The sequence below is a fragment of the Vibrio sp. MMG023 genome, assembly GCF_021654215.1.
Lineage (GTDB): Bacteria > Pseudomonadota > Gammaproteobacteria > Enterobacterales > Vibrionaceae > Vibrio > Vibrio jasicida.
This window is the reverse complement of sequence record NZ_JAKFZP010000010.1, coordinates 1-25,871: the sequence shown is the minus strand read 5'-3', so window position 1 is coordinate 25,871 and position 25,871 is coordinate 1. Positions and strand designations below refer to the sequence as shown.

24 protein-coding genes, 1 tRNA gene and 1 pseudogene are annotated in these 25,871 nt (G+C 44.4%); 13 read left to right on the top strand and 13 right to left on the bottom strand.

Going from position 1 to position 25,871, the window contains the following annotated elements; genetic code table 11:
- Positions 1-105: 105 nt before the first annotated feature.
- The 5 genes from pyrI to arcA all read right to left on the bottom strand — a co-directional run bounded on the left by pyrI (position 106) and on the right by arcA (position 4,172).
- Positions 106-567: an aspartate carbamoyltransferase regulatory subunit gene (pyrI, locus tag L1076_RS23830; RefSeq protein WP_038864489.1), complete on the bottom strand. Its 462-nt coding sequence runs from the start codon at positions 565-567 to the stop codon at positions 106-108.
- A gap of 17 nt (positions 568-584) precedes the next feature.
- Positions 585-1,514, bottom strand: coding sequence for an aspartate carbamoyltransferase (gene pyrB, locus L1076_RS23825; RefSeq protein WP_005441998.1), 930 nt, complete (start codon positions 1,512-1,514; stop codon positions 585-587).
- Between the two features lie 89 nt (positions 1,515-1,603).
- Positions 1,604-1,729: an aspartate carbamoyltransferase gene (locus tag L1076_RS27075; RefSeq protein ID WP_082037739.1), complete on the bottom strand. Its 126-nt coding sequence runs from the start codon at positions 1,727-1,729 to the stop codon at positions 1,604-1,606.
- A 60-nt stretch (positions 1,730-1,789) separates the two neighbouring features.
- Entirely contained in the window at positions 1,790-2,794 is a 1,005-nt protein-coding gene (locus tag L1076_RS23820) for an ornithine carbamoyltransferase (protein WP_237304621.1), read from the bottom strand.
- Between the two features lie 157 nt (positions 2,795-2,951).
- Entirely contained in the window at positions 2,952-4,172 is a 1,221-nt protein-coding gene (arcA, locus tag L1076_RS23815; RefSeq protein ID WP_237304620.1) for an arginine deiminase, read from the bottom strand.
- Between the two features lie 583 nt (positions 4,173-4,755).
- On the opposite strand from arcA, the gene rraB reads away from it, so the two are divergent.
- Positions 4,756-5,172 (top strand): ribonuclease E inhibitor RraB, encoded by a 417-nt coding sequence (rraB, locus tag L1076_RS23810; RefSeq protein WP_237304619.1) that lies wholly within the window; start codon positions 4,756-4,758, stop codon positions 5,170-5,172.
- A gap of 171 nt (positions 5,173-5,343) precedes the next feature.
- A complete protein-coding gene (locus L1076_RS23805) occupies positions 5,344-6,144 on the top strand; it encodes a hypothetical protein (protein ID WP_038864479.1) in 801 nt (266 codons plus the stop codon).
- 16 nt (positions 6,145-6,160) lie between these two features.
- On the opposite strand, the gene L1076_RS23800 is transcribed toward L1076_RS23805, so the two are convergent.
- The 5 genes from L1076_RS23800 to pepA form a co-directional block, all read right to left on the bottom strand.
- Entirely contained in the window at positions 6,161-7,066 is a 906-nt protein-coding gene (locus L1076_RS23800; protein ID WP_104026809.1) for a bifunctional helix-turn-helix transcriptional regulator/GNAT family N-acetyltransferase, read from the bottom strand.
- Positions 7,067-7,181: 115 nt separating this feature from the next.
- Positions 7,182-7,580, bottom strand: a complete 399-nt coding sequence (locus L1076_RS23795) for a DUF2061 domain-containing protein (protein ID WP_042601054.1) — start codon at positions 7,578-7,580, stop codon at positions 7,182-7,184.
- Positions 7,581-7,806: 226 nt separating this feature from the next.
- Entirely contained in the window at positions 7,807-10,665 is a 2,859-nt protein-coding gene (locus tag L1076_RS23790; protein WP_039975709.1) for a valine--tRNA ligase, read from the bottom strand.
- Positions 10,666-10,761: 96 nt separating this feature from the next.
- Complete coding sequence (locus L1076_RS23785) at positions 10,762-11,211, bottom strand: DNA polymerase III subunit chi (RefSeq protein ID WP_038864600.1); 450 nt, start codon at positions 11,209-11,211, stop codon at positions 10,762-10,764.
- A gap of 116 nt (positions 11,212-11,327) precedes the next feature.
- Complete coding sequence (pepA, locus tag L1076_RS23780; protein ID WP_010450385.1) at positions 11,328-12,836, bottom strand: leucyl aminopeptidase; 1,509 nt, start codon at positions 12,834-12,836, stop codon at positions 11,328-11,330.
- 200 nt (positions 12,837-13,036) lie between these two features.
- Between pepA and lptF the strand changes: the two genes are divergently transcribed.
- Both lptF and lptG read left to right on the top strand, forming a co-directional pair.
- Positions 13,037-14,137: an LPS export ABC transporter permease LptF gene (lptF, locus tag L1076_RS23775; protein ID WP_038864471.1), complete on the top strand. Its 1,101-nt coding sequence runs from the start codon at positions 13,037-13,039 to the stop codon at positions 14,135-14,137.
- A 3-nt stretch (positions 14,138-14,140) separates the two neighbouring features.
- Positions 14,141-15,211, top strand: coding sequence for an LPS export ABC transporter permease LptG (lptG, locus tag L1076_RS23770; RefSeq protein ID WP_038879670.1), 1,071 nt, complete (start codon positions 14,141-14,143; stop codon positions 15,209-15,211).
- 73 nt (positions 15,212-15,284) lie between these two features.
- Here lptG and L1076_RS23765 read toward each other — a convergent pair whose 3' ends face one another.
- Positions 15,285-15,764: an RDD family protein gene (locus tag L1076_RS23765; protein WP_039975711.1), complete on the bottom strand. Its 480-nt coding sequence runs from the start codon at positions 15,762-15,764 to the stop codon at positions 15,285-15,287.
- 245 nt (positions 15,765-16,009) lie between these two features.
- Here L1076_RS23765 and L1076_RS23760 point away from each other — a divergent pair, with 245 nt between their 5' ends.
- Together L1076_RS23760 and L1076_RS23755 are read left to right on the top strand one after the other, a co-directional pair.
- Positions 16,010-16,675: an SDR family NAD(P)-dependent oxidoreductase gene (locus L1076_RS23760; RefSeq protein WP_054757006.1), complete on the top strand. Its 666-nt coding sequence runs from the start codon at positions 16,010-16,012 to the stop codon at positions 16,673-16,675.
- A 177-nt stretch (positions 16,676-16,852) separates the two neighbouring features.
- Positions 16,853-16,937: transfer RNA gene (locus L1076_RS23755), tRNA-Leu, on the top strand.
- 363 nt (positions 16,938-17,300) lie between these two features.
- On the opposite strand, the gene cod is transcribed toward L1076_RS23755, so the two are convergent.
- Positions 17,301-18,584, bottom strand: coding sequence for a chitin oligosaccharide deacetylase (gene cod, locus L1076_RS23750; protein ID WP_039975714.1), 1,284 nt, complete (start codon positions 18,582-18,584; stop codon positions 17,301-17,303).
- Positions 18,585-18,831: 247 nt separating this feature from the next.
- Here cod and L1076_RS23745 point away from each other — a divergent pair, with 247 nt between their 5' ends.
- From L1076_RS23745 to L1076_RS23715, 7 genes are all read left to right on the top strand, one after another.
- Positions 18,832-19,137: a PTS sugar transporter subunit IIB gene (locus L1076_RS23745; protein ID WP_063345294.1), complete on the top strand. Its 306-nt coding sequence runs from the start codon at positions 18,832-18,834 to the stop codon at positions 19,135-19,137.
- 85 nt (positions 19,138-19,222) lie between these two features.
- Entirely contained in the window at positions 19,223-20,557 is a 1,335-nt protein-coding gene (locus tag L1076_RS23740; protein WP_237304618.1) for a PTS sugar transporter subunit IIC, read from the top strand.
- A 47-nt stretch (positions 20,558-20,604) separates the two neighbouring features.
- Positions 20,605-20,916 carry a PTS lactose/cellobiose transporter subunit IIA gene (locus L1076_RS23735; protein WP_038864462.1) on the top strand — a complete coding sequence of 104 codons (312 nt, stop codon included), beginning with the start codon at positions 20,605-20,607 and terminating at the stop codon, positions 20,914-20,916.
- Positions 20,917-20,926: 10 nt separating this feature from the next.
- On the top strand, positions 20,927-22,249 hold the full coding sequence (locus L1076_RS23730; protein WP_038864460.1) for a 6-phospho-beta-glucosidase: 1,323 nt from the start codon (positions 20,927-20,929) through the stop codon (positions 22,247-22,249).
- A 15-nt stretch (positions 22,250-22,264) separates the two neighbouring features.
- Positions 22,265-23,020, top strand: coding sequence for a chitin disaccharide deacetylase (gene chbG / locus L1076_RS23725; RefSeq protein ID WP_038864458.1), 756 nt, complete (start codon positions 22,265-22,267; stop codon positions 23,018-23,020).
- Between the two features lie 106 nt (positions 23,021-23,126).
- On the top strand, positions 23,127-24,125 hold the full coding sequence (locus tag L1076_RS23720) for a LacI family DNA-binding transcriptional regulator (protein WP_102389441.1): 999 nt from the start codon (positions 23,127-23,129) through the stop codon (positions 24,123-24,125).
- 153 nt (positions 24,126-24,278) lie between these two features.
- Positions 24,279-25,529 carry a DUF3391 domain-containing protein gene (locus L1076_RS23715; RefSeq protein WP_237304617.1) on the top strand — a complete coding sequence of 417 codons (1,251 nt, stop codon included), beginning with the start codon at positions 24,279-24,281 and terminating at the stop codon, positions 25,527-25,529.
- Positions 25,530-25,626: 97 nt separating this feature from the next.
- Here the strand turns inward: L1076_RS23715 and L1076_RS23710 are convergent.
- A pseudogene (locus tag L1076_RS23710) lies at positions 25,627-25,871 on the bottom strand (hypothetical protein); the annotation flags it as partial.

Here is a 25,871-nt window from a genome sequence, read left to right as displayed (position 1 = left end):
AAGAAGAATCAGTGTGCCTTTAAACATGAAGCACGTAAAGAGCAAAATACCCCGCACGGGCGGGGTATCAGTCAATTTATCGTTAGCAAGAATTGAAGCGGGAAATTAACGTTCAGTGACGATCTCACGAGCGAAGACTTTCTCACAGTATTTACACTTCAGACGGATTTCTTCCTTCTTCTCGAATACTTGGAAGCTGCTCGCAACTGGTTCGTTATGCGTAATGCAGTTCGTGTTTGGGCACTCAAATACGTTATTGATACGTTCAGGAAGCTCTAGTGCCAGCTTTTTTACCACTTCGTAATTTTCGATTTGGTTAACCGTAGCGTGTGGTGCGTATAGTGCCAATTTGCTTGCTTGCTCTTCGTTGATGAACACGTTCTCGATCTTCAACAAGTCTTTATGACCTAATGCGGATGATGGCAGATTAAGGCCAATCGTTACGCGTTGAGAAGAGTTGTGCATATCGAACAATTTCAACACTTTGATACCAATTTGGGCTGGAATATGGTCGATTACTGTGCCATTTTTGATTGCTTCTACCTGCAATTGAGTTTCTTTAGTCATGTCTTTTTCTCCCTCGATTACAGTGTTTCGTTTAGAACCAATGCCAACAATGCTTGGCGCGCGTACACGCCATTTTCTGCTTGTTGGAAGTAGTAAGCGTGCGGTGTTACGTCGACGTCTGTGGTGATTTCATCCACGCGTGGCAGTGGGTGTAGCACTTTCAAGTTCTCACGTGCACCTTCTAGTAGTGCCGCTGTTAGGATGTAAGCTGACTTGATGTGCGCGTATTCAGATTCATCGAAACGCTCTTTCTGTACACGTGTCATGTACAGAATGTCTAGTTCAGGAATCACGCTTTCCATGTCTGTATGCAGGCTGTATTGAATACCTGCTTCATCGAGTTCTTCACATAGGTAATCAGGCATCGCGAGCGCTTCAGGTGCCACAAAGAAGAAGCGAATGTTATTGAACTTCGCCAATGCTTGAGTCAAAGAATGCACGGTGCGACCGTATTTTAGGTCACCAACGAACGCAACGTTCAGGTTGTCTAGACGGCCTTGTGTTTCTGCAATCGTGTATAGGTCGAGTAGCGTTTGTGTTGGGTGTTGGTTGGCACCGTCACCAGCGTTAATCACAGGAACGCCGTTAGAGAACTCGGATGCCAAGCGCGCTGCACCTTCTTGAGGGTGGCGCATAACGAAGGCATCGACGTAAGAAGAGATCACTTGAACTGAGTCAGACAGTGTCTCGCCTTTTTTCGCCAGAGAGGTGTTACCACCGTTATCAAAACCAATAACATCGCCACCAATACGTTGAATCGCTGTTTCGAATGACAGACGAGTACGTGTGGATGGCTCAAAGAAACAGCTCGCTACAACCTTGTTTTTAATCAGTTCTGGACGAGGTTCTTTTTTTAGCTGACCTGCAGTTTCTACAATCAGTTCCAGTTCTTCACGTGAAAGCTCTGGAATAGAGATGATGTGCTTCTGGTAAAGCGAGTTCGCCATGATCTTCTTCCCTATAACAGTGGTGACTATCCCCAAAATTACCCTGGTGGAATTTCGGACATAAAAAAACCTCCCCAAATGGGGAGGTTTTAAAATTCAATAGAATTAACGAAAATAACAGCGCGTAAGCGTAGTCGCTTAGCTAGAGCAAATCGCGTTTTTACGTCAGCAATCGGCTTGGTCATTTCATAATCCTCAGACAAATTGCCGAGCATTATACGCTTAACTTTAGTGAGCGCAAGCGATTACCTCATGCTTTTTGTAACCAATATTGGCTAACTTCCTAACGTTGCTACCATCACGGCTTTGATTGTGTGCATGCGGTTTTCGGCTTCGTCGAATACGATGGAGTACTCTGATTCAAACACGTCTTCCGTTACCTCTAGTCCTTTCATGCCGTATTTCTCTGCCACCTCTTTACCTACAGTCGTTTCATCGTTGTGGAAGGCTGGCAGGCAGTGCATGAACTTCACATGAGGGTTACTCGTTTGCTTAATCACATCCATATTGATTTGGTAAGGTGTCATCAGTGCAACACGCTCATCCCAAGCTTCAGCAGATTCGCCCATGGAGACCCAAACGTCGGTGTATAAGAAGTCACAGCCTTTAACGCCTTCTTCAACGTTTTCAGTCAGCGTGATCTTCGCGCCAGTTTGTTGGGCTATCTCTTGGCAAGTTGCGACTAATGCTTCTTCTGGCCAGAAGGCTTTTGGCGCTACAAGGCGAATGTCCATGCCCATTTTTGCTGCGCCAACCATGAGTGAGTTACCCATGTTATTACGAGCATCACCAAGGTAGGCAAACGTCATCTCATGTAGTTGTTTACCGCGCCCGTGCTCTTGCATGGTCAGGAAGTCAGCAAGAATTTGGGTAGGGTGGAACTCATCAGTCAAACCATTCCAAACAGGGACGCTTGCGTAAGTACCGAGCTCTTCAACAATAGATTGACCAAAGCCACGATACTCGATGCCGTCGTACATACGACCAAGAACGCGTGCGGTGTCTTTCATGGATTCCTTATGACCAATCTGCGAACCAGAAGGGCCGATGTAAGAGACCTGAGCGCCTTGGTCAAAGGCAGCAACTTCAAACGCACATCGGGTACGAGTAGAAGATTTCTCAAAGATTAGCGCGATGTTTTTACCTTGAAGTTTCTTCTGCTCTGTTCCTGCATATTTAGCTTTTTTCAGCTCTGCGGACAGTTCGAGCAAGAACTGGATCTCTTTAGTTGAGAAATCCAATAGCTTCAAAAAGTTGCGATTACGTAAATTGAAAGCCATAGCTCGTCCCTTAGGTCGTTTGGTTGATAAAGAATAAAAGCATTAAAACATATAAATGCTTTTATTGTGAATAATTATTTTAATTAAAAGCAAAAAAAGGTTGATGCATTCACATCAACCTTAGTCTCAATTGGTTTTATTTGGTGGGAGAGGTTTCTCAAATATCATCACGTTCGATTGGGCAGCTCATACAGCGTGCACCACCACGACCGCGACCAAGCTCGTTACCCGGAATAGTCAGGACTTCAATGCCAGCTTTGTCGTACTTCTCGTTAGTGTAGACGTTGCGTTCGTAACCAATCACAACACCAGGTTTCACCGTCAGTACGTTGTTGGCATCGTTCCATTGCTCTCGTTCAGCTTCATAGCTGTCACCACCCGTTGTGATGATCTTCAATTGATCTAAGCTAAGTGCCGATTCGATGGCATGCAGATAGTTGTGTGATGCTTCGACATGCATTTCACCGTTGCCTTTAGGTGTTAGGCGCCAGGTGTCTAAATCTTTACGCATGATTTCTGGGTATACCGAGAAAGTGTCCACATCCATGTGCGTCATGACCGTATCAAGATGCATGCACGAGCGGTGTTTTGGTAGGTCGATAGCAATCACTTCTTTCGCCTGACCAGATTTAAATAAACTCGCCGCTAAGTTTTCTACACCTTGTGGGGTTGTACGCTCAGACATACCAATCAAAACGGCACCTTTACCGATAACCAGTACATCACCGCCTTCTACGTTTGCGTTGTCATAGTGAAGGTCTTCATCACCGAAGTAATTAATGAAATCTTGACCTGCGAAAGTTGGGTGCCAACGGTAAATCGCGCGCAGATGGTTGGTCTCACGTTGTCGCGCTGGCATCATCATTGGATTAAGAGAAACGCCGCCGTATACCCAACATGATGTGTCGCGGGTAAAGAGGTGGTTCGGAAGAGGTTCGATAACGAAATCCAATGGACGCTTCATTTTCGGTAGCATCGAAGAGGATTTGATTGGTAGTTCAGAGTAGGCCAAACCACCAAGAAAGATAGTCGCAAGATGCTCGTCATCCATTTCTGCAAAGTATTGACGCAAATCACGAGCAAATGTTGGACCGTAGCGGAAATCGGAGATTTGAGTATTCAACAACCATTGTTTTGCTTCAGGAACGGCAAGTGTCTCTACGAGCAAATCGTGTAGCAGTAGCACCTCGACATCTTGCTCTCGTAGTGTACGGGCAAATGCATCGTGCTCTTCCCCTGCAGCTTCTACCGCGAGCACATCGTCAAATAACAGTTCGTGACAGTTTGATGGGGTGAGGTGGGTGAGGGCACGCTCTGGGCGATTCAATAACACTCGTCTAAGTTGACCAACTTCTGATCCAACGTACAGCTTGCTCATTTTGTATCCTTACAAATTTTCCAGCCATTAGTTATGACAAGCTTGCCGCAAAGATGCAAGTCCTAGAACTTACTCTATATGTCGATATTTTGGGTTTTATTAGCGATATATTTTGTAAATTAATGCTTTGCATTTTTAAATTCTATATTTAGAGCTTTGTTCATAGTATTTAAAAAGTGCGTTTTTATTCTTTTTACTCGCTTTCAATAGACTCACATTGTTAGTGCATAAAACGCGCATAACTATTCTCAAATATGCATTTTTAAAGCTTTCTTTATTCGCTTGCATTTTTAATTGCCTTGTTGGTGTATTCACTTCATAGCCATAAACACGCAATGCACTCTCCTATCTCGACGAATTTACTTGATTAGGATCTTCTGAATATTAAAGATTTCTTGTTTTTGTTAATTTTTTGTTTCTGTGAGCGAGGTTTCGATTTTTGAGAAAGAATATTCGTTAAGAATCCAAGCCGTTTGGTGTTTGTTTGTGGCTTTTCATCGCAATCCGTGCCATATTTCACCGCATTAACATACTCAGTCTTGAGTATAGTGTTTTCATCAAGTAACTAATCTGGAGCCAAAACATGTCTCACGAAGATGAATATCTATCAGTAGAAGAATTAATTGAGATTCAAAAGGAAGAGACTCGCGATATCATTGCAGCATTGCTAGAAGACGGCAGCGATCCAGATTCACTATACGAAATCGAGCACCACCTATTTGCAGAAGACTTCGACACGCTAGAGAAAGCGGTTGTGGAAGCATTCAAAATGGGCTTTGAAGTGCTTGAAGCTGAAGAAACAGAAGATGAAGACGGTAACAAACTGCTTTGCTGTGATGCAACAATGGAATCTGCACTAAACGCAGAAGCGATTGATGCACAGGTTGAGAAGTTGATTCACCTTGCAGAAAAATACGACATCATTTACGACGGTTGGGGTACTTACTACGAAGGCGAAGATGCGCTTTACCCTGAAGAAGATGATGAAGACGAAGAGTAATCCTCTTATTCAATCTAAAAAGCCAGCGTTTATCGCTGGCTTTTTTGTGCCTTGAAAATGATAACCGAAGATAACGATAAATAATTCTCATTGAGTTTGTCTGCTTATAGCCTGTAACCCTAAGTTACTTGTGTATATAATGCGTGAAAATTGATCTAGCTCAAGGTGTATATGCAACTCTCACTCGCCGGTTTATGGCAAGTCTCTCCACTGACGGACCTTTCTATCCCACAGGATGACATTACTTTCCCTGCTCCTTTGAGTCAGGTATTGCCTGCTGAACTGACTGAAGAAGCGATTCGTCAGCAAGAGTGGCACCTGATGCACGACATTGAAGTGGATGAATCCATGATGGCATTTCCAGCGGTAGAAATGGTGTTGGGTGGTGTGGATTACCATGCAGAAGTGCGTTTGAACGGAGTCGCATTGTTCGACTGTGACGGTTCGCAAAGCATATACAAAAAAGACATTCGTCCATTTATGCAGATGGGGCGCAACCGTTTTGAGATCCTTTTCCTCGAGGAAGAAGAAGATCTTCTGCTGGATGAGGATAAACCGGAGTTGTGCTCACTTGCGGATCATGAATACCAAAAGAGTGATGAGCGCTTAGGGGTATGGCAAGAACCGTACCTGCAGTTTATTCGCAATGTGCGTTTAGACCGCGTGGCTACCGAGCAGATTTGGCACCACGGTGGTGGTTGTGAGTTTAAAGTAGACTTGTACTATCAAACTTTTGCACCGGGTCTAGTATCGGCATCGGTTAAGTTTAATGGCATGACTTACCATATTCCTATTGATGTCCGAGCGGATCATGCGAGTGCTTTATTCCAGATTGAAGCGCCAAAGTATGCCGATCTTAACGATCCCGATCCAAAAGATCTCTACGAACTCGTAGTGGAGTTGGATGGGCAGCGCCAAGCATTTACAGTGGCACTTAGCCAAGAGCTCTGTGTTACCCATCTTGTACTTTAAGTTTGGGGATAAAACGCTATAGCGTCTTAAGCATCACGACTTCACATGCATCATGCCCTGTTTGTCCTAGCGGGGCATCGAGATGCTCAAAGCCTAGCTTTTCATACAAGCCTACCGCTTCTCTTAGACATTCTGTCGTTTCTAAATAGCACTGCTGATACCCAAACTGTTTCGCTAGCTGTAAGCTCAATGCGACGATGCGTTTGGCTAAGCCGTGCCCTCGTGTTTGAGGTAAGAAGTACATCTTTTGCAGCTCACACACATTTGGCTCACCAGCTAAAGGTGCAAAGCCGCCGCCACCCACAATCTCGCCTTGGTACTCTACTACCCAGTAAGCTGCGCCTTGTTGGTCGTAAACCGAGTACATGTCATCAAGCGTTGGATCGGCCACACCATAACCTTTGTCTGCGGTTAAACCGTATTCTGCGGAGACTGCGCGAATCACGTTTGCAACTTGCGAGTTATCTGCTTTGGTAAGAGGTCGAAGAACGTATTCCTCTGCCTGACACACTTTTGTTAGCCCTTTTAGGTAAGTCTCTAAACCAAGTTTGAGTTGCTCTTGCTCGCTGTCATCCAGTTGGGTAAGCAGTTGTTCAAAGAAGCTGTTTTGCTGTTGGTCTAGTTGCGATAACGCCTGTTGACCTTGCTCTGTAAGCGCCACAAGTTGACTGCGTTTGTCTTTCGGGTTTTCGATACTCTCAACTAAACCTAATTTGATCAGCCCAGTTACGGTGCGGCTTGCATTGGACTTGTCGACATTGAGCTGTTGTGCTAGTCGATTGATGGTCAACGGCTGCAGTTGGATCTCACCTAACGCGTGCGCTTGCACTGGAGTGAGAGCGACGTCGCCACATTGCTTATCGAGCATACCAAGCAATCGGACGGCTTGACGGGAATAGTGTCGGAGTTGACGAGCATTCATTATCACTTACCTCTAAAAATAAAGTTGCGCACCGCAATTAAATTAATTGCGGTGCGCAACTTTGTCAATGGTAAATGTCATTTTGCTCGTTAGGAGGCGTATTGAGCCTCCATGTTTAAGCGTGTTGGTGCAGACAGAACTGTGGTGCTTGGTTATCTGATCTACGCATCCATACTTTCTCGTGGAAGTAGTACGCTACTGTATTCAAGCTTGGCTCTAGCATTGCCATGATACCGCCGACAAACGCATCACCTGTTAGTAAGTAAACTACGGTAAAGGCAACACTGAAGTGGATAGTGGCAAAGCTTGCGGTTTTTATTTTGGTCATCCACTGACGAGCTTTAAGCGCAGGGACTTTTGCCCATGCTTTTTCATGAAAGTAGAAAGCGACGGTGTTCACTGAAGGCTCAATCATGGCAATTAAACTACCAATTAGAATGTCGCCAGTAAGCACGTAAGCGACACTAAACGCGATAGTAAAATGGAGTGCTGCAAAGGTTAGTGTCTTTTTCATGATAATTACTCAATTGTTGTGTTGTTTCGATAGGTCTATTATTGAGAATTATTATCATTAAATCTAATGGGCAGTTAAGATTAGTTTGATAGGTAAAAACTATTAAATATGAGGCAGAGTAGGAGAGAGTAGTGAATATCTTTGAAAGCTTTCCGAGCAATAAAATGCAAAAAGGGTTGATGCTTTCACACCAACCCTTTGATTCTTTTATTCTAGCTTTTAGCGATTAAAGTGCAGCGATCGTTGTCTTCTGCTCTTCCAGCTTAGCTAGTGTCTCTTTGTAACCTTCAAGCTTCTCACGCTCTTTAGCAACAACCGCTTCAGGAGCTTTCGCTACGAAGCCTTCGTTACCTAGTTTGCCTTCGATACGCTTGATTTCGCCGTGAGTTTTCTTGATTTCGCCATCTAGACGAGCAAGCTCAGCGTCTTTGTCGATCAGACCCGCCATTGGGATCATAAGCTCAGACTTAGCAACCAGTGCTGTTGCACACGCTGGCGTTTCTTCGTCAGCAGCAAGTACGCGTACAGATTCTAGTTTCGCTAGAGACATCAGAACTTGTTTGTTTGCTTCTAGACGCGCTGCGTCTTCTGCGTTTGCTGCTTTCAACATAACGTCAAGCGGCTTACCTGGGTTGATGTCGTATTCAGCACGTAGGTTACGGATGCTGGTAATGAACGCTTTCACCCATTCAATATCGTCTAGCGCTTCTTGGTTGAAGTTTGCTTCGTCGAATTGAGGCAGTGCTTGCAGCATGATTGTCTCACCTTCTACACCTTCAACTAGTGGCTTGATGCTTTGCCAGATAGTTTCAGTGATGTAAGGAATCACTGGGTGAGCTAGACGTAGAGTCTTCTCAAGAACCGTGATTAGTGTACGGCGAGTACCACGCTGTTGCGCTTCAGTACCTTTCCATAGAACTGGCTTAGTAAGCTCAAGGTACCAGTCACAGAATTGGTTCCAGATGAATTCGTAAAGCGTGTTAGACGCCATATCTAGACGGAAGTTGTCGATATGGTTGTTGAACGCTTTCGCTGCAAGTTCAAACTGAGACTCGATCCACTTGTCCGCTAGTGAGTATTCAATCTCACCACCGTTGAAGCCACAATCTTGCTCTTCTGTGTTCATCATTACGTAACGGCTTGCGTTCCATAGTTTGTTACAGAAGTTACGGTAACCCTCAAGACGCTTCATATCCCAGTTGATATCGCGACCTGTTGATGCCATTGCTGCAAGAGTGAAACGTAGTGCGTCTGTACCGTATGCTTCGATACCGTTTTCAAACGTCTTACGAGTGTTCTTCTCGATTTTCTTCGCTAGCTGAGGCTGCATCATGTTGCCACAACGCTTCTCTACTAGAGACTCTAGGTCGATACCATCGATCATGTCGATTGGGTCAAGTACGTTACCTTTCGACTTAGACATCTTGTCGCCGTTTTCGTCACGGATTAGACCAGTAACGTAAACTGTCTTAAATGGTACTTGTGGTTTGCCGTTTTCGTCTTTCACGAAGTGCATGGTCATCATGATCATGCGCGCAACCCAGAAGAAGATGATGTCGAAACCAGTTACTAGTACGTCTGAAGGGTGGAATACTTTCAGATCGTCAGTTTGCTCTGGCCAACCTTGAGTACCGAACGTCCATAGTGCAGAAGAGAACCATGTATCCAGTACGTCTTCGTCTTGGTGTAGTTCAATTACTGACTCTAGGTTGTTGTTCTTACGAACTTCTTCTTCGTCACGACCTACGTAAACATTACCTTGGTTGTCGTACCAAGCTGGGATGCGGTGACCCCACCATAGTTGACGAGAGATACACCAGTCTTGAACGTCACGCATCCAAGAGAAGTACATGTTTTCGTATTGCTTAGGAACGAATTGGATGTCGCCGTTTTCTACTGCTTCAACCGCTGTTTTCGCTAGAGGTGCAGTACGTACGTACCATTGGTCAGTTAGCATTGGTTCGATAACCACTCCACCACGGTCGCCGTAAGGAACTTGTAGATCGTGATCTTTCACTTCTTCAAGTAGACCTAGCTCGTCGAATTCAGCAACGATAGCTTTACGAGCGGCAAAACGCTCCATACCGTGGTACTTAGCTGGTAGCTCAGTACTGTAGGCGTCGCTTGCTTCACCGTTAGTGTTGAAGACTTCAGATGCAGCACGGATATTTGCGTCGAAAGTCAGAATGTTGATCATTGGTAGCTGGTGGCGCTTACCAACTTCGTAGTCGTTGAAGTCGTGCGCAGGTGTGATTTTCACACAGCCAGTACCTTTTTCCATATCTGCGTGCTCATCGCCCACGATTGGAATGCGACGTTCAACGATAGGAAGGATGATGTCTTTACCGATAAGATCTTTGTAACGTGGATCTTCTGGGTTAACCGCAACACCAGTATCGCCTAGCATGGTCTCTGGACGAGTCGTAGCCACAACGATGTAGTCTTTGCCATCCGCTGTTTTAACGCCATCTGCTAGTGGGTAGCGGAAGTGCCACATGTTGCCTTTAGTGTCTTTGTTCTCTACTTCTAGATCTGAAATCGCTGTGTGTAGCTTTGGATCCCAGTTAACTAGACGCTTACCGCGGTAGATTAGATCGTCTTCGTATAGACGTACGAACACTTCTTGAACGGCGTTAGATAGACCATCGTCCATCGTAAAGCGCTCACGGTCCCAGTCTACAGATGCGCCAAGGCGACGAAGCTGCTTAGTGATAGTACCGCCAGATTCGCCTTTCCATTCCCAGATTTTGTCGATGAAAGCTTCACGGCCGTAATCGTGTTTTGTTTTGCCTTCTTCTGCAGCGATCTTACGCTCAACAACCATCTGAGTTGCGATACCTGCGTGGTCCGTACCTACTTGCCAAAGAGTGTTTTTACCCTTCATGCGCTCACAACGGATAAGCGTATCCATGATCGTATCTTGGAACGCGTGGCCCATGTGTAGGCTACCAGTGACGTTCGGTGGCGGGATCATGATGCTGTATGATTCTTTAGTAGTGTCACCGTGTGGCTTAAAGTAGCCTTGCTCTTCCCAAGTCTGATACAGAGCTTGTTCAATTGAAGTTGGGTTGTATGTCTTTTCCATAGCGCTCTTTTAATGGATACGTTGATGGTTGAATCTAAGTCAATCTTTATAAGTGAGGGATCTTAACAAGATCGCCTTAACTATAAGGATTGACCGTTAAGGATATTGAATTTCGATCGTTTGCAGTTGATAACCTGCTTGACGGTAAATTTTATACCTTTCTCTTGCGACCTGTTTAGCTTTTTCTTCGCAAGGCACGAAGTCTACCACTTGAGCAAACTTGTTCGCAAAGGTTGTCTCATTTTCCGCCAAATTAATTACCAATTGACGATTCCAATTAGGTTTTACGCCTTCATGGCCGATCTCAATATTGGTGGCGTATTTCGGTCCTTCACCTACGAGATTATGAGCCATGAACTTATCTGCATCAATTTGCCAAAAAGCCTCGGCCAGTTGTTCGGCGTGCGACTTATCTTGGCAGTTCAAATACACTTTAGCTCCTTGGCGAGCAAAGTGCTGAGCCAAGAATACGATGTATTGTTCAAAGCCCGTCTTTGTTGCTTGAGGGCTCTCTTCTTTAATGATGTAGAAGGTTGCAGTTTGCATCATTCTCTCACTTGCCATTGGTCTCATCCTTAGACCATTTTACATTCCTATTCTCTCTCAAGAAAATCGGGGTAATAAAAAAGGGCCTTGCGGCCCTTTTAGATAGTGTTCAGAAATTACTCTTCAGTCTCTTGGCCGCTGCGGTTCAAAAGGAATTGGACAAGCATTGAGACAGGACGGCCCGTTGAGCCTTTCGCTGCGCCTGACTTCCAAGCTGTACCCGCGATATCGACGTGTGCCCAGTTGTACTTCTTAGCAAACTTAGACAGGAAGCAACCTGCGGTGATAGTGCCTGCAGGACGACCACCAATGTTTGCCATATCAGCAAATGGACTCTTCAGCTGCTCATGGTACTCGTCTGCCATTGGTAGACGCCATGCACGGTCACTTGCTTGCTCAGAAGCGTTTACTAGCTCATGAGAAAGTGGGTTGTGGTTAGATATTACGCCGCTGATGTGGTGGCCTAGTGCGATAACACAAGCTCCCGTTAGCGTTGCAACGTCAACTACGCAGTCTGGTTCGAAACGCTCTACGTAAGTCAGTGCGTCACAAAGAACAAGACGACCTTCCGCATCCGTGTTCAGAACTTCTACAGTTTGACCAGACATGGTTGTTAGGATGTCACCTGGACGGTAAGCGTTGCTGCCTGGCATGTTTTCACAGCCTGCTAGAACACCAATAACGTTGATTGGTAGGTTTAGCTTCGCTAGCGCTTTCATTGTACCGAATACAGACGCAGCACCACACATGTCGTACTTCATCTCATCCATACCTTCACCAGGTTTTAGAGAGATACCGCCTGAATCGAACGTCAGACCTTTACCGACGAGAACGATAGGTTTTGCTTCTGACTCTGGGTTACCCTTGTATTCGATAATCGACATCATAGATTCGTTCTTCGAACCACGACCTACTGCTAGGTAAGATGTCATGCCCAGTTTTTCCATCTCTTGCTCACCAATGATCTTGGTGGTTACGGTTTCGTAATCGTCAGCAAGGCGACGAGCTTGAGAGGCTAAGTAAGCTGGGTTTGCTACGTTTGGTGGCATGTTGCCAAGATCTTTTGATGCTTTCACACCAGAAGAAATAGCTAGACCATGGGTGATTGCTTTTTCACCTAGGTTCAGTTCACGACGCGTTGGTACGTTGAACACTAGCTTACGCAGTGGACGACGAGTTTCTGGCTTAACGCTCTTGAACTGGTTAAATGTGTAAAGACCATCTTTAGTCGCTTCAACTGCTTGACGTACTTTCCAGTACGTATCGCGACCTTTAACGTGCAGTTCAGTTAGGAAACATACTGCTTCCATTGAACCGGTTTCGTTAAGTGTGCTGATCGTCTTTTGAATGATTTCCTTGTACTGGCGCTCGCCGAGTTCACGTTCTTTACCACAACCTACAAGTAGAACGCGCTCTGACAAAACACCTGGTACTTGATGCAGTAGTAGCATCTGACCAGGTTTACCCTCTAGATCACCACGGCGAAGTAGTGAACTGATGTAACCGTCACTGATTTTATCAAGTTGTTCGGCTACTGGAGAAAGGCGACGTGGTTCAAACACACCAACAACGATACATGCGCTACGTTGTTTCTCTGGACTGCCACTTTTAACACTGAACTCCATGCGTACTCCTACATCCTGAAGACAAATTGCTCTAAATGTTAGATAATGATCGCTTACTTGTTGAATTTAAGCTCAGGTCTTACCAACAGAGCTGATTTAAGCGCTAACATCTAGTTTATAATTTTTAAAAAAATAAATGGTTCAACGGGAAACTATAGTGATTCGACCAAAAAAACAAGTTTTGTATAGGTAATTTCAGCGTGATTATTGTTAGATATTTGATCCGCGAAACACTCAAGAGCCAATTTGCGATTTTCTTCGTACTTTTTTTGGTGTTTGTGAGCCAGAAGTTTATCAGTGTTCTTGCTGATGCTTCGGACGGGGATATTCCTGCTGGATTAATTTTCTCAGTGGTTGGTTTAAACATGCCAGCCATGGGTTTATTGATGCTGCCATTAAGTTTGTACATCGGCATATTGATCACCTTTGGTCGCTTGTATGCGGAAAGTGAGATCGTGGTAATGAATGCCACCGGTATCGGGAATAAATTCTTGGTACAGGCGGCATTGTACTTAGCTCTGATTACATCAGGTGTTGCTGCGTTTAATGCGTTGTGGTTATCGCCTTGGTCTCAGGACCGTGTCGAGCAACTGTACGAGCAAGTCGCGGCAGAAAACAGCGTTGACCTGCTAAAGAAAGGCCAATTCCAAGGAACGCCAGATGGTTCGTCAGTCGTGTTTATTGACGACATCAAAAACAGCACGTTAAGCAACGTGTTTGTTGCACAGATGCGCCCTCGCGATTCCATTCTACCAAGCGTGATGTTCTCTTCTTCAGGCGATGTAAAAGAACTGTCGGATGGTCGTCAGATCATTACGATGCATGAGGGCACGCGCTATGAAGGTGTGCCGACTCGCGTGGAATACATGATCACCAAGTTTGACGAATATGAAGGCTTGATTGGCCAGCGCGAAGTGAAGCAAAAAGGTCGTGATTGGGAAGCTTACCCAACCGCAGATTTGATCGGTCATCCCGATCCAGAAGCGCAAGCAGAACTGCAATGGCGAATTTCATTGTTTGTGTGTATTCCGCTGTTGACGATGTTGGTTATTCCGCTTTCCGCGGTCAACCCACGTCAGGGACGTTTCGCTAAAATGGGCCCTGCCATCTTGATTTACTTGGCGTACTTCCTTGCAATTAGTGCAACGAAATCTGCGTTAGAGGATGGTGCTATACCTGCTGCTATTGGCATGTGGCCTATTAATGCGATGCTGCTTTTGGTCGCTATCCTGGCGAACATGATGGACAGTGTTCCTGCTCGTCGAATGAAAGAAAAATTCCGTAAGAAGAGGCTCGCGTAAGCTGTGTTCAAACTCTTAGACCTTTACATCGGTAGAACGATAATCTCTACCACGGCTTTGGTGTTAGCGACCTTTGTTGGTTTGTCTGGCATCATCAAATACGTAGAGCAGCTGCGTAAAGTCGGCCGTGGTGCATACGACTTAATGCATGCCCTCTACTTTGTGTTACTAAGTATCCCTCGCGATGTAGAAATGTTTTTCCCGATGGCTGCGTTGTTGGGGGCATTAATTGGCCTTGGTATGTTGGCTTCCAGCTCCGAGCTCGTAGTAATGCAAGCAGCCGGCTTTTCTAAGTTGGATATCGGTTTATCAGTGCTTAAAACCGCGGTTCCATTAATGCTAATCGTCATGACGCTTGGCCAATGGGGCGCACCTGAAGCACAAAAAATGGCACGTGATCTACGAGCGTTTGCTTTGTCTGGCGGTAGTATCGTTTCTGTTCGGGCTGGTGTTTGGGCTCGTGATGCCAATGATTTTATCTTTATCGGCAAAGTTGAAGACGACAAACTCTATGGTTTGAACATGTGGCGTTTTGATGATGATAAAAACCTACAGAAAGTCATTTTTGCTGAAGAGGTTGATTACCAACAAGACAACAATTGGCTGATGCGCTACGTGCAAGTTACTGACATGGAGAATGAAAACGTCATTACCAAGCGTGATTTGGAACAAATGGAGTGGCACACCTCATTAGCACCAGACAAACTGGCAGTCGTGACGGTAAAACCAGAAGAGCTGTCACTAAGTGGCTTGTATGACTATGTGACATACCTGAAAGCATCAGAGCAAGATGCTTCACGTTATGAACTGGCATTTTGGCGCAAGCTATCTCAACCGCTTTCTATCGCGGTAATGATGTTGATGGCACTGTCATTTGTATTCGGTCCATTACGTAGTGTGACCATGGGGGCAAGGGTGCTTTCGGGGGTGGTTGCTGGCTTTACTTTTTACATATCCAGTGAATTCTTTGGTCCTCTAACCTTGGTATATGGCATCCCGCCAGTATTCGGTGCACTGGCTCCAAGTCTCGTATTCTTAGCTATTGCGGTATCTCTGCTCAGAAGAAAGCTATAGATTCCCAAAGACAGTAAACATAAAAAAGGAAGGCGGCATGCCTTCCTTTTTCTATTTTGCTTCTGCCATTTAACTATTTAGCTTTCGGTAATACCACGACTTCAGTTTTTGCCCAGATATCATGGAAACCACGTTTCTGTGGGTCAATGGGTACAGTGAGGTTAGCTAAGCCGAAACCAGAGGTTGCTAGGCGAATCAGTGCCTGAGTTACAGAAATAGCTGAGCCATCTTTGCTGTTTCGGATCTGCATCTTCCAAGCTCGCATGCCTAGTGTTTGACCTGCTCGTGTCCAGAAGAAGACAAAGAAATATACCCAGACTGTCGCCAAGTAAAGGGTAAATAGCGGGCTTAATACAGGGTGCTTTCCTAGCATATCCGCTGCATCTGCATATTCTCCATAGCTCAATAATCCTGCTGCATTTAACGCAAAGACGATTGCCATCACTACGCCGGCGGCCATCATTTCAATTGCTAAGATAATCAGCATATCGTAGAACAACGCCGCTAATCGGCGAAATAAGCCCGCTGGTGGAAGAGTTGTAGAAGTCGTCATAGTTCCATCACTTACCTTTAAAATTGTGCGTCAGGATATAGATTCCGCTTGTCGGTGAAAAGAGAGCTAACGCACAGAGTCTCTAATTACGAAGAAATCACCATAGCAGAAGACACTTTATATCCATCGTCTAACTTAACAAAGCTATCCAGTTCAAACTTCGCGTCACCTAACCTGTGAAATCGTCAAACATACGGTACCTTGCTTAGAACATGAGATTACGAATGACGTGATAGAGGTACAAGATGATCGTGATTACCGGCGCGAGCAGTGGACTAGGTGCGCAACTAGCTAAGTTGTATGATGCTCAAGGCGAAGAAACACTGTTAACTGGACGCAGTGAAGAGAAGTTGGCGACTCTTGCTCAACACCTATCTAATAAAGCTCAAGTGCGTAGTTGTGATTTGGTGGATACATCCCAAGTCGAGAATTTGTTTAATGAGCTGCCTAAAGCGCCTTCTACTCTGATTCACTGTGCTGGAAGTGGGTATTTTGGTTTATTAGCTGAGCAAGACCCGCAAGAGATTCAAAAGCTGATTGAAAATAACCTCACTTCGGCGATTAATATTCTTCGAGAGTTGGTCAAACGTTATCAAGAGCAGCCAGTAAATGTTGTGATGGTGATGTCGACAGCAGCACAGCAAGCTAAGGCACAAGAATCGACCTATTGTGCGGTGAAGTGGGCTGTCAAAGGTTTGATTGAATCCGTTCGTATGGAGTTAAAAGGCAAACCAATGAAAATTATCGCTGTGTATCCCGGAGGTATGGCGACGGAATTTTGGGAGACGAGCGGTAAGTCTTTAGACACCAGTAGCTTTATGAGTGCATGTGATGCAGCGCGGATGATTCATGGTGCGCTTTCTAATATTGGTAATGGTTACGTTTCGGATATTACAGTTAACCGTTTATAGGGCTGAGAGGGAGGTCTTGTTATCAGGTGATATGGCAGACTGAACTGTGATGAGATCTTCTTTGTCACACTTTGTGGCGAAATTATCAGCAAACGATAGTTATTTAAGGTTTTTCTGCTTGCGCAGGTCAAAAGCTTACGTATAATGCCAACCATCAAAGGGCAATAGCCCCGAGATGCCGGTGTGGTGAAATTGGTATACACGACGGATTCAAAATCCGTTGCCTTCGGGCGTGGCGGTTCAAGTCCGCCCACCGGTACCATATTCCAAGACAGAGCCTCGACGAAAGTCGGGGCTTTGTTGTATCTGGGGTTTGTAAATTCAAATCCAGCGTGGCATCAGGAGTGCCTGCCCAATCAAGCCACCCACCAGTACCATACATAGAAAGGTCGCTTGTATAGCCGCCTTTCGTCGTTTTGGGTGTTTGAAAATGGTGGAAGAAAGTTAGCGTTGCCTTCGCGGTGGCGGCAGGAATGCTTGTCCAATCAACTCTGCCCACCGGTACCATATTTTAAGACAAAGCCTCGACGAAAGTCGGGGCTTTGTTGTTTCTGGTTATCCAAAATAAAAAAAGCGCGAGGGGTATGCCTCGCGCAAACTACTACATGGTGATAGTAGGAACAGCCTATAGAGCTGTGAACAAGGTGTTCTGTGTATTAGGAGTCCAATCCGACTGTGATACATGCGGAATGTTTACGAGGTAGCGAAGACCTTGGTAAGTCACGACATCATCTGCTTCATAAGCAACGTTTAGTGTCCAGTTAGTTGCAGGATCGGCATTTGTCCAAAGGCTAGACGTTGAAGACGGTGCCCAATCCTGTTGTGCGACGTGCGTTGTAACCGCTTTATAAACAGTACCTGAATGTGTTACGTAATCACCAGCAACGTATGCCTGACCAACTTGCCAAACAGGTGTGTAGTTATCCATGGTATCGAAAACGTATCCTGCTTCTTTTGCGATTTGGATAAACTTAGCCAGCTTAGGTAAGTTTTTGGTTGCTCCCATGCCACGTTTGCCATCTTCGAATAAGAACTCATGTGTTAACACGATAACTTTGTCTGCGTGTAGCGGAGTACCACAAGGGAATTCTTGTGTTTTGGAGTTGATAGGGTTGATCGTCGTTGGCGCACAACTGTTTAGGGCCGCATCAACATAACCTAGAAACGGTTCTGCTTCCGTCAAACTATTTGCTGGCATTGCAATGCCCCAGTTCTCCGGTGCCCAGTCGAGATCCCAACCATGGGTTTGATATCCCTTATTCGCTAAGATATTTTGAACTTCAATCGAGGCCTTAACGCTGTTTGACGGGTTGTTAGTGTCACAGACGTAGCCAGGTTCCCAAGGTTTTAAGTCATCAGAGGTTGCACATAAGCCATCTGCTTTAAAGTTTTTTGTTACACGCCAGCCGTTGGTATATGGCAATCGAGCAAACTCTTCACCGCGATAGTTTGGGTAACTGGAAATATTTGGTAGGTATCGCTCGAGTACTGCTAAGTTTTCGTCAAATGTTAGAGCGTCGTAGACAGGATCTTGGTAAGAGTTAATTTGATGATCGCCCGTCGCATTACATTCTGCACCACTGTTAGGGCCAAATTCTTCCACGCAGTTATGGATCATATGGGCATAACTGTGGTTCGCTACGATATGCCCTGTATCGAGAGCCAGTTTCAAAGCTTCTAAAGCGCGGTCCTCATTTTCATCACCAATCCCATCTAGGTGCCAAGCATTAAAGTAAAAAGTGCCTTTAACCCCTTGTTCATTAAGCACATTAATCACATCGATTGACGCGTTAATAGGGCCGTCATCAAAAGTTAAATATATCGTGCCTTTTGGGTCTGCTTGGGCAAACGAATATTGAGATAGAGCAGTGCCTAAGAGTGTAACCATAGCCAGTTTATTTAATTTCATTCTTTATTCCTTTTAAGAAATTAATTATGACGTTGTCAGTAGTAATATATTGATAGTTATAAATATAAATTTTGTGTTTTATTATTCTGTTGGCTTTTATCCTAGACCTAAATAATTAATAAAAAATAGAGCGTATTTTCTAAAGTGAGATTTAGTTCACGAACAATGCAACCGGTTGCGCTTTTTTGCGTTGGTTATTTTTGCTACAGTTTTTGTAGATTGAAAATTACACAACGGGAGTAAGGCTATGAAAAAGATCCTTTTATGCTGTAGCGCTGGGATGTCGACCAGTATGTTGGTTAGAAAGATGGAGCAAGCTGCTGAAAAGCAAGGTATTGTATGTAAGATTGATGCGTTGTCTGTGAACGCGTTTGATGAAGCAATCAAAGAGTACGATGTTTGCTTGCTTGGACCTCAAGTTCGATTCCAATTAGAAGAGTTGCGAAAAACAGCTCAAGAGCACGGTAAAAATATAGAAGCAATTTCCCCACAGGCTTATGGAATGATGAAAGGGGAAGAAGTATTAAAGCAAGCATTAGAACTTATTAACTAATTCAATAGTTTAAAATAAAAAGAACAATCATCAAATATTGATATTTGATGTGGGGTTCTTTTGTCTAAAAATAAGGATGGACTCTATGAAGCTTTATGATGTGATTATAGGAATAGTCGAAAAGCATATAGCCCCAATTGCAGCAAAAGTGGGTAATCAACCTCATGTTAGAGCAATGAGAGACGGATTTATCGTGGCAATGCCGTTTATTATTGTAGGTAGCTTTATCTTAATATTTGCTTTTCCACCATTTGAAGAAGGGACTTCGTTTACTCTAGGTCAAATATGGTTGGACTTTGCGACGACGCATTTCGATACCATTATGATGCCGTTCAATATGTCGATGGGAATCATGACGATATTCGTCTCGCTAGGGGTCGCCTATAGCTTGGCGAAAGCGTACAAAATGGATGGGATAACCAGTGCTGTTTTGTCGCTTATGAGTTTCTTATTAATTGCAGCTCCTGCTAAAGACGGCGCTTTGGCAATGAATCATATGGGAGGAACGGGGATTTTTACTGCGGTAATGAGTGCTTTCTTTTCTGTCGAGCTGTACCGCTTTATGAAAAAGCATAACATTACGATTCGCATGCCAGAGCAGGTGCCTCCGGCTATTGCACGATCCTTTGAGGTATTGCTACCCGTCTTAGCGATTTTCGTTACGCTTTACCCTCTGAGTATTTTTGTTCAAATGCAATACGATATGTTGATTCCTGATGCGGTGATGGCAATGTTCAAACCATTGATCAGTGCTTCAAATACGTTACCAGCGATCATTGGCGCATTGCTTGTTTGTCAGTTATTGTGGTTTGCGGGCATCCATGGAGCGGCGATTGTCGTTGGTCTTCTGTCTCCCATCTTCCTTACTAATATCAGTGCTAACATCGACGCGTTTGTTGCTGGCCAACCTATTCCAAATGTATTCACTCAGCCATTCTGGGACTTCTACATCTTTATTGGTGGTTCGGGTGCAACATTAGCGCTGGTAATGCTTATGTCCTTCAGTCGTTCAGCTCACCTCAAAAGTATTGGACGTATGAGTGCAGTGCCTGGTTTCTTCCAAATTAACGAACCGGTTATTTTTGGTAGCCCTGTGGTGATGAACCCTATTCTATTTATTCCATTCGTATTCGCACCTATCTTGAATGCCACCATTGCGTATTTTGCTGTGCATCTTGGTTTTGTTGGAATGGGTGTGGCAACAACACCTTGGACTACACCAGCTATTATCGGTGCATCGTGGGGTAGCGGCTGGACATTCTCACCTGTGTTGCTCGTGATAGGGCTACTGATTCTTGACCTGTTTATCTACTTGCCGTTCTTCAAGATGTTTGAAAAGCAAGTATTAGAGCAAGAGCTTCCAACAAGCAAAGAAACAAAAGACGCGGAACAACCATCCGGTGAAGGCGTAACAGCATAAAGATGATTGGGCTGTCATTCGATAGCCCTCCCTTTCGGAGAGAATACATGGAACAAGAATTAGTCGTGATGGAAATTATCTGCAACGCGGGTGAAGCCAGAAGTTTGAGTTATGAGGCATTGCGCCTATCGAGAGAGAGAAACTTTGCAGCAGCGGAAGAAAAGCTTTTTCAAGCGAAAGAGTGCATTAACAAAGCGCACCTGATTCAAACGCAATTGATTGAAGAGGATCAAGGAGAGGGCAAAGTGCCAATGACCTTGGTTATGGTGCATGCTCAAGATCATTTAATGACGACCATCTTAGCGCAGGAAATGGCGGTAGAAATCGTCGCATTGAACAAGCAAATTTCTGAAAGGTAAGGAAGCCACGATGCCGAGAAATGCAATCAAGCTCGCCATTATAGGTGGCGGCAGTAGTTACACTCCGGAACTTGTTGAGGGTGTTATTAAACGTTTGGAGTTCTTACCTGTTAAACAGATGCACTTTGTTGATATTGAGTCTGGGGCGGAGAAGTTAGAGATCATCACAGGTTTAGCGCAACGAATGGTCGATAAAGCTGGTGCTGACATTGAAATTAAAGCGGGTTTTGATCGTCGTGAAGCAATCAAAGGTGCGGACTTTGTTATGACGCAATTCCGTGTTGGTGGTTTAGCTGCGCGAGCGAACGACGAGCGTATTCCTATTAAATATGATGTTATCGGTCAGGAAACTACAGGACCGGGTGGTTTCGCCAAAGCATTGAGAACCATTCCTGTAATCCTCGATATTTGCAAAGATATTGAAGAATTAGCCCCAAATGCTTGGATGTTGAATTTTACTAACCCAGCAGGTTTAGTCTCTGAAGCGGTGAGTAAATATACCAAAGTGAAGAGTATTGGACTTTGTAATGTGCCTGTTTCGATGGAAATGATGATTGCCGAGATGATGGATTGTGAACCAAAAGAGCTGCAACTTGAGTTCGCTGGTTTGAATCACTTGGTGTGGGTACATAAAGCATGGCTTAGAGGAGAGGATATTACTCAAACGGTACTAGAGAAGGTTGGAGATGGTGCCAACTTCAGTATGAAGAATATTTGGGAGGAACCGTGGGATCCTGCATTTCTTAAAGCGTTAGGGGCGATCCCTTGTCCTTATCATCGTTATTTCTATCAAACAGATGCCATGCTAGCGGAAGAAAAACAGAGCGCGGGTGAACAAGGCACGCGTGCTGAACAAGTTATGGAGACCGAATCGGCATTATTTAAGCTGTATCAAGATCCTAACTTGGCTCATAAACCAAAAGAGTTAGAAGAGCGGGGAGGAGCTTACTATTCCGATGCATCATTGAACCTAGTGGACTCGATTTATAACAATCGCAATAGTATTCATGTGGTGAACGTACTAAACAATGGCGCAATTAACGGTTTACCTGACAATGCTGTGATTGAATGTAGTGCAGTTATTGGTAGTTGGGGGGCAAAACCGCTCGCAGTAGGGGAGCTCTCGACCAACATAAAAGGACTACTTTACCAAGTTAAGGCTTACGAGCAATTAGCGATTGAAGCTGCGGTTGAAGGGAGTTATGACAAAGCACTTATGGCGTTGACCAATAATCCGTTAGTGCCTGATATTGGGCGAGCGAAATCCATTTTGGACGACATATTGAAAGTGAATGCACCTTACCTTCCTCAATTTAAACTGACAATGCTGTAAAAAGGGATATCACCAATGAAAGTGATTTTTAACGCTGATGACTTTGGCTTAACGCCCGGAGTGAATAACGGAATCATCAAAGCACACCAGCAAGGTGTGGTTCGGTCGACCACCATGATGGTAGGGATGGGGGCCGAGAAGCATGCCGTCGAATTAGCGAAACAAAATTCTAACTTGAAAATTGGTATACACCTTCGTTTTACCGCTGGTGCTCCAATTACGGGGCACCCTAATCTTACCAATGGTAAGGAGCACTTTGTTAGTTATGCCGAGTTATGGAAAAAACAAGATTTCGATTTAAAGGCTGTGTATGAAGAAGCGCAAAGCCAAATAGAGCACTTTCTTGCTTTAGGCTTATCATTGAGTCATCTAGATAGCCATCACCATGCGCACACTCACCCTCAATTGCTCCCTGTTATAAGAGAACTTGCTACAAAATATCGTGTACCTTTACGCGGAAGTGGGTTATGCCATGTCAGGAATCCTGTTCGATATTTCTTCACTGATGAATTTTATGATCAAGGTGTAAGTCTCGATGGGTTGCTAAGGGGCTTGCTCAGATTAAAGTCTCAGTACGATATTGTCGAAGTGATGTGTCATCCCGCAGAGGCCGATCAACCTCTAATACTTAGCAGCGGTTACGCGCTGCAACGAGAATTAGAGCTGCAGGTTCTGACCTCCCCGATACTTAAGCAAGAACTTGTTCAACATGGTATCGCAGTCACGGATTACTCTGAGCTTATTTCTTCTCACAAAGTTGCCAGTGTATGATTTAGGCCGCCGGCGTCGAACCCTATTATCACCTTACGACTTGCTGGTGGCCGCTTTATCTAGGTTATCTCTTCGAATAAAACATGCAGTTGGATTAAATAGCAATATGGCAAGGATAAAAGATGTCGCAGAACTCGCTGGAGTAAACCGTTCCACCGTTTCTCGCATTATTAATGGCGAAGGCAAGTTCCGTGAAGAGACAAGAAAAAAAGTCGAAGCGGCCATGGCGCAATTAAATTATCGCCCAAGTGCGATTGCCCGCTCCCTAGCGACTTCATCAAGTAACATGGTTGGTTTATTGGTGACGTACTACACCGGTGGATTTTTCGGGGAGATGATGGAGCAAGTTCAAACGGAACTAGACATCCATAAGAAGTTTTTGATTACCGCACAAGGTCACCATTCCGCAGAAGGAGAGCGAGAGGCTATTGAGCGTTTTAATGATCTTCGCTGCGATGGTTATGTGCTTCACAGCCGTTATTTGTCTGATGATGAGTTGCGTGAACTAGCAAAGTTACCAACGCCGTTTGTATTACTTGATCGTTATGTAGAAGGTATTGAAGAGCGGTGTGTCACGTTCAATCATCATGATGCGAGTCGAATAGCGGTAGAGCACCTTATCTCGGGGGGGCACAGGCACATTGCTTGTATTACCGGCCCTTCACAGCGTCATAATAGCTTACTTAGAAAGTTAGGTTATGTAGATGCAATGAAGAGTGCGGGCATCGAAATTGATGAAAGCTGGTGTGAAGAAGGTAACTACGGCCGTCAAAGTGGTTATGATGCAATGGCTTCTATATATAGACGGCATCCTGAAATAACCGCGCTTTTTTCTTGTAGTGAGGAGATGACGGTTGGGGCAATGCAATTTCTGCATGAACATAAGATATCTGTCCCAGAACAAATTTCGTTAGTAAGCTTTGATAGTGTCGACCTATGTGAAAGTCTCTACCCTACGGTATCTGCGGTTCATTTCCCAATTAGTGACATGGCGAGAGTGGCAGTGCAAACTCTTATAGGGCTAGTCAAAGATCAACAAATAGAAAGCAAGCCTATCTTTGAAGCTCAACTGAAAATACGTAAGGCCGATAGGTCTTTATGGTAAGTGCTAAAGGTTGAGTGGCCTATAACCTACTCGTTATTGTCTATTGATGGTGAGCACATCGACGCTTTATACATCGGCCTTATTGATGAATTCATTTACAAAATCCACTACTATTAAAGGCTTATCAAGAAGAACTAAATCAGTAGTGGAAAAGTGGCAATAATTAAACTTACAGTGGATCGTATTCAGCCCGGCTTACATATCCGTCTCCCACTCAAGTGGAACGAGCACCCCTTCCTATTAAATAGCTTCAAAATCAAAGACCAAGAACAAGTTGAGATGATCCGACACCTTGGAGTTAAGTTTGTTTATTTTAACTCAGAACAGAGCGAAGTATCGCCTCTACCAGCGAATCAGCCGCAAGTAGAAGTAAAGAAGGACGACACTTTAGAGCTGGAAGCTCAGAAGCTATGGCAAGAGAAGCAAAAGCGCATCGAAAAGCTTAGCGCTTATCGCCGTCGAGTCATTCAATGTGAGAAAGAGTTCGAGCGTTCCCTCGCCCGTATGCGCTCTGTGATGACGAAAATACGTAATCGTCCCGCCGCTGCTGTTGATGAAGCCAAACAATTGATTGACGATATCGTTGAGAAGTTGATGTGCGATGATAATGTCACATTACATTTAATGAATGGCAAAAATGAATTTGAAGATATCTACTTCCATTCGTTGAACGTTGCTGTCATTGCTATGATGATTGGACGTGCAAAAGGATACTCCGCAGAGCAGCTTAAAGCGCTCTCTTTTGCAGCGCTCTTTCATGATATGGGCAAAATTAAAATCCCAACGGCTATTTTACGTAAACAGGTGCCGCTCACTGAACCAGAAAGTAACTATCTTAAGTTGCACACCAAGTACGGCTTGGATATGGCGAATCAAATTGATGACTTTCCTGAAAGCGCGAAAAGAGTCATAGCCCAACATCATGAGATGAGAGATGGCTCGGGTTATCCTAAAGGGTTAAAAGGGGATGATATCGATGAGCTGGCTCAAGTGATCATTGTGGCGAATGCTTTTGATAATTTGTGCCATACGCCAGTCCCTTCCGAACAAAAGATACCTTATACCGCGCTCTCTCATTTATATAAGAATTGCAAACATCTATATAAAGAAGAAAACCTTAATATCTTGATCAAGTTTATGGGCGTTTTTCCACCGGGAACGGTAGTACAACTTTCCAATAATATGGTGGGGTTGGTGATCTCGGTAAATGCGTCACACTTGTTGTTTCCTAATGTCTTAGTTTATGACCCTTCAGTTCCGCGTACACAAGCGCCGATTATTGACCTTGCATCAAAAGACTTAAAAATCGTAAACGCGATTCATCCATCCAAACTGCCTGAAAAAATTAGGGAGTACCTAAATCCAAGATCTCGGATTTCCTATTTCTTTGACAGTGATGAGTAGTTATCCACAGGGTTTTGTGGGTAATCTGTAGAAAACTTGGGTGTTATTTATGGGTATTTTTCTGGTTGGATGGAAAGTATCCATTTGGCATGTTTTTTTAGAAAAAATGCATTTTTAGTCTTGCCAAAGAAAATCTTCTCCCTATAATGCGCATCCATCGACACGGCAGACGCCACAAGGCTTCAGCAGAGTCGAAGGGGTAAAAAACTTCTGAGAAAATAAATTGAAAAAAGTGTTTGACACTCTCAATTATCTCGCTAGAATTCACCTCCGCTTTGAGAGAAAATTTCTCGCAAAGCAAGCTCTTTAACAATATAGACCTATCAATCTGTGTGGGCACTT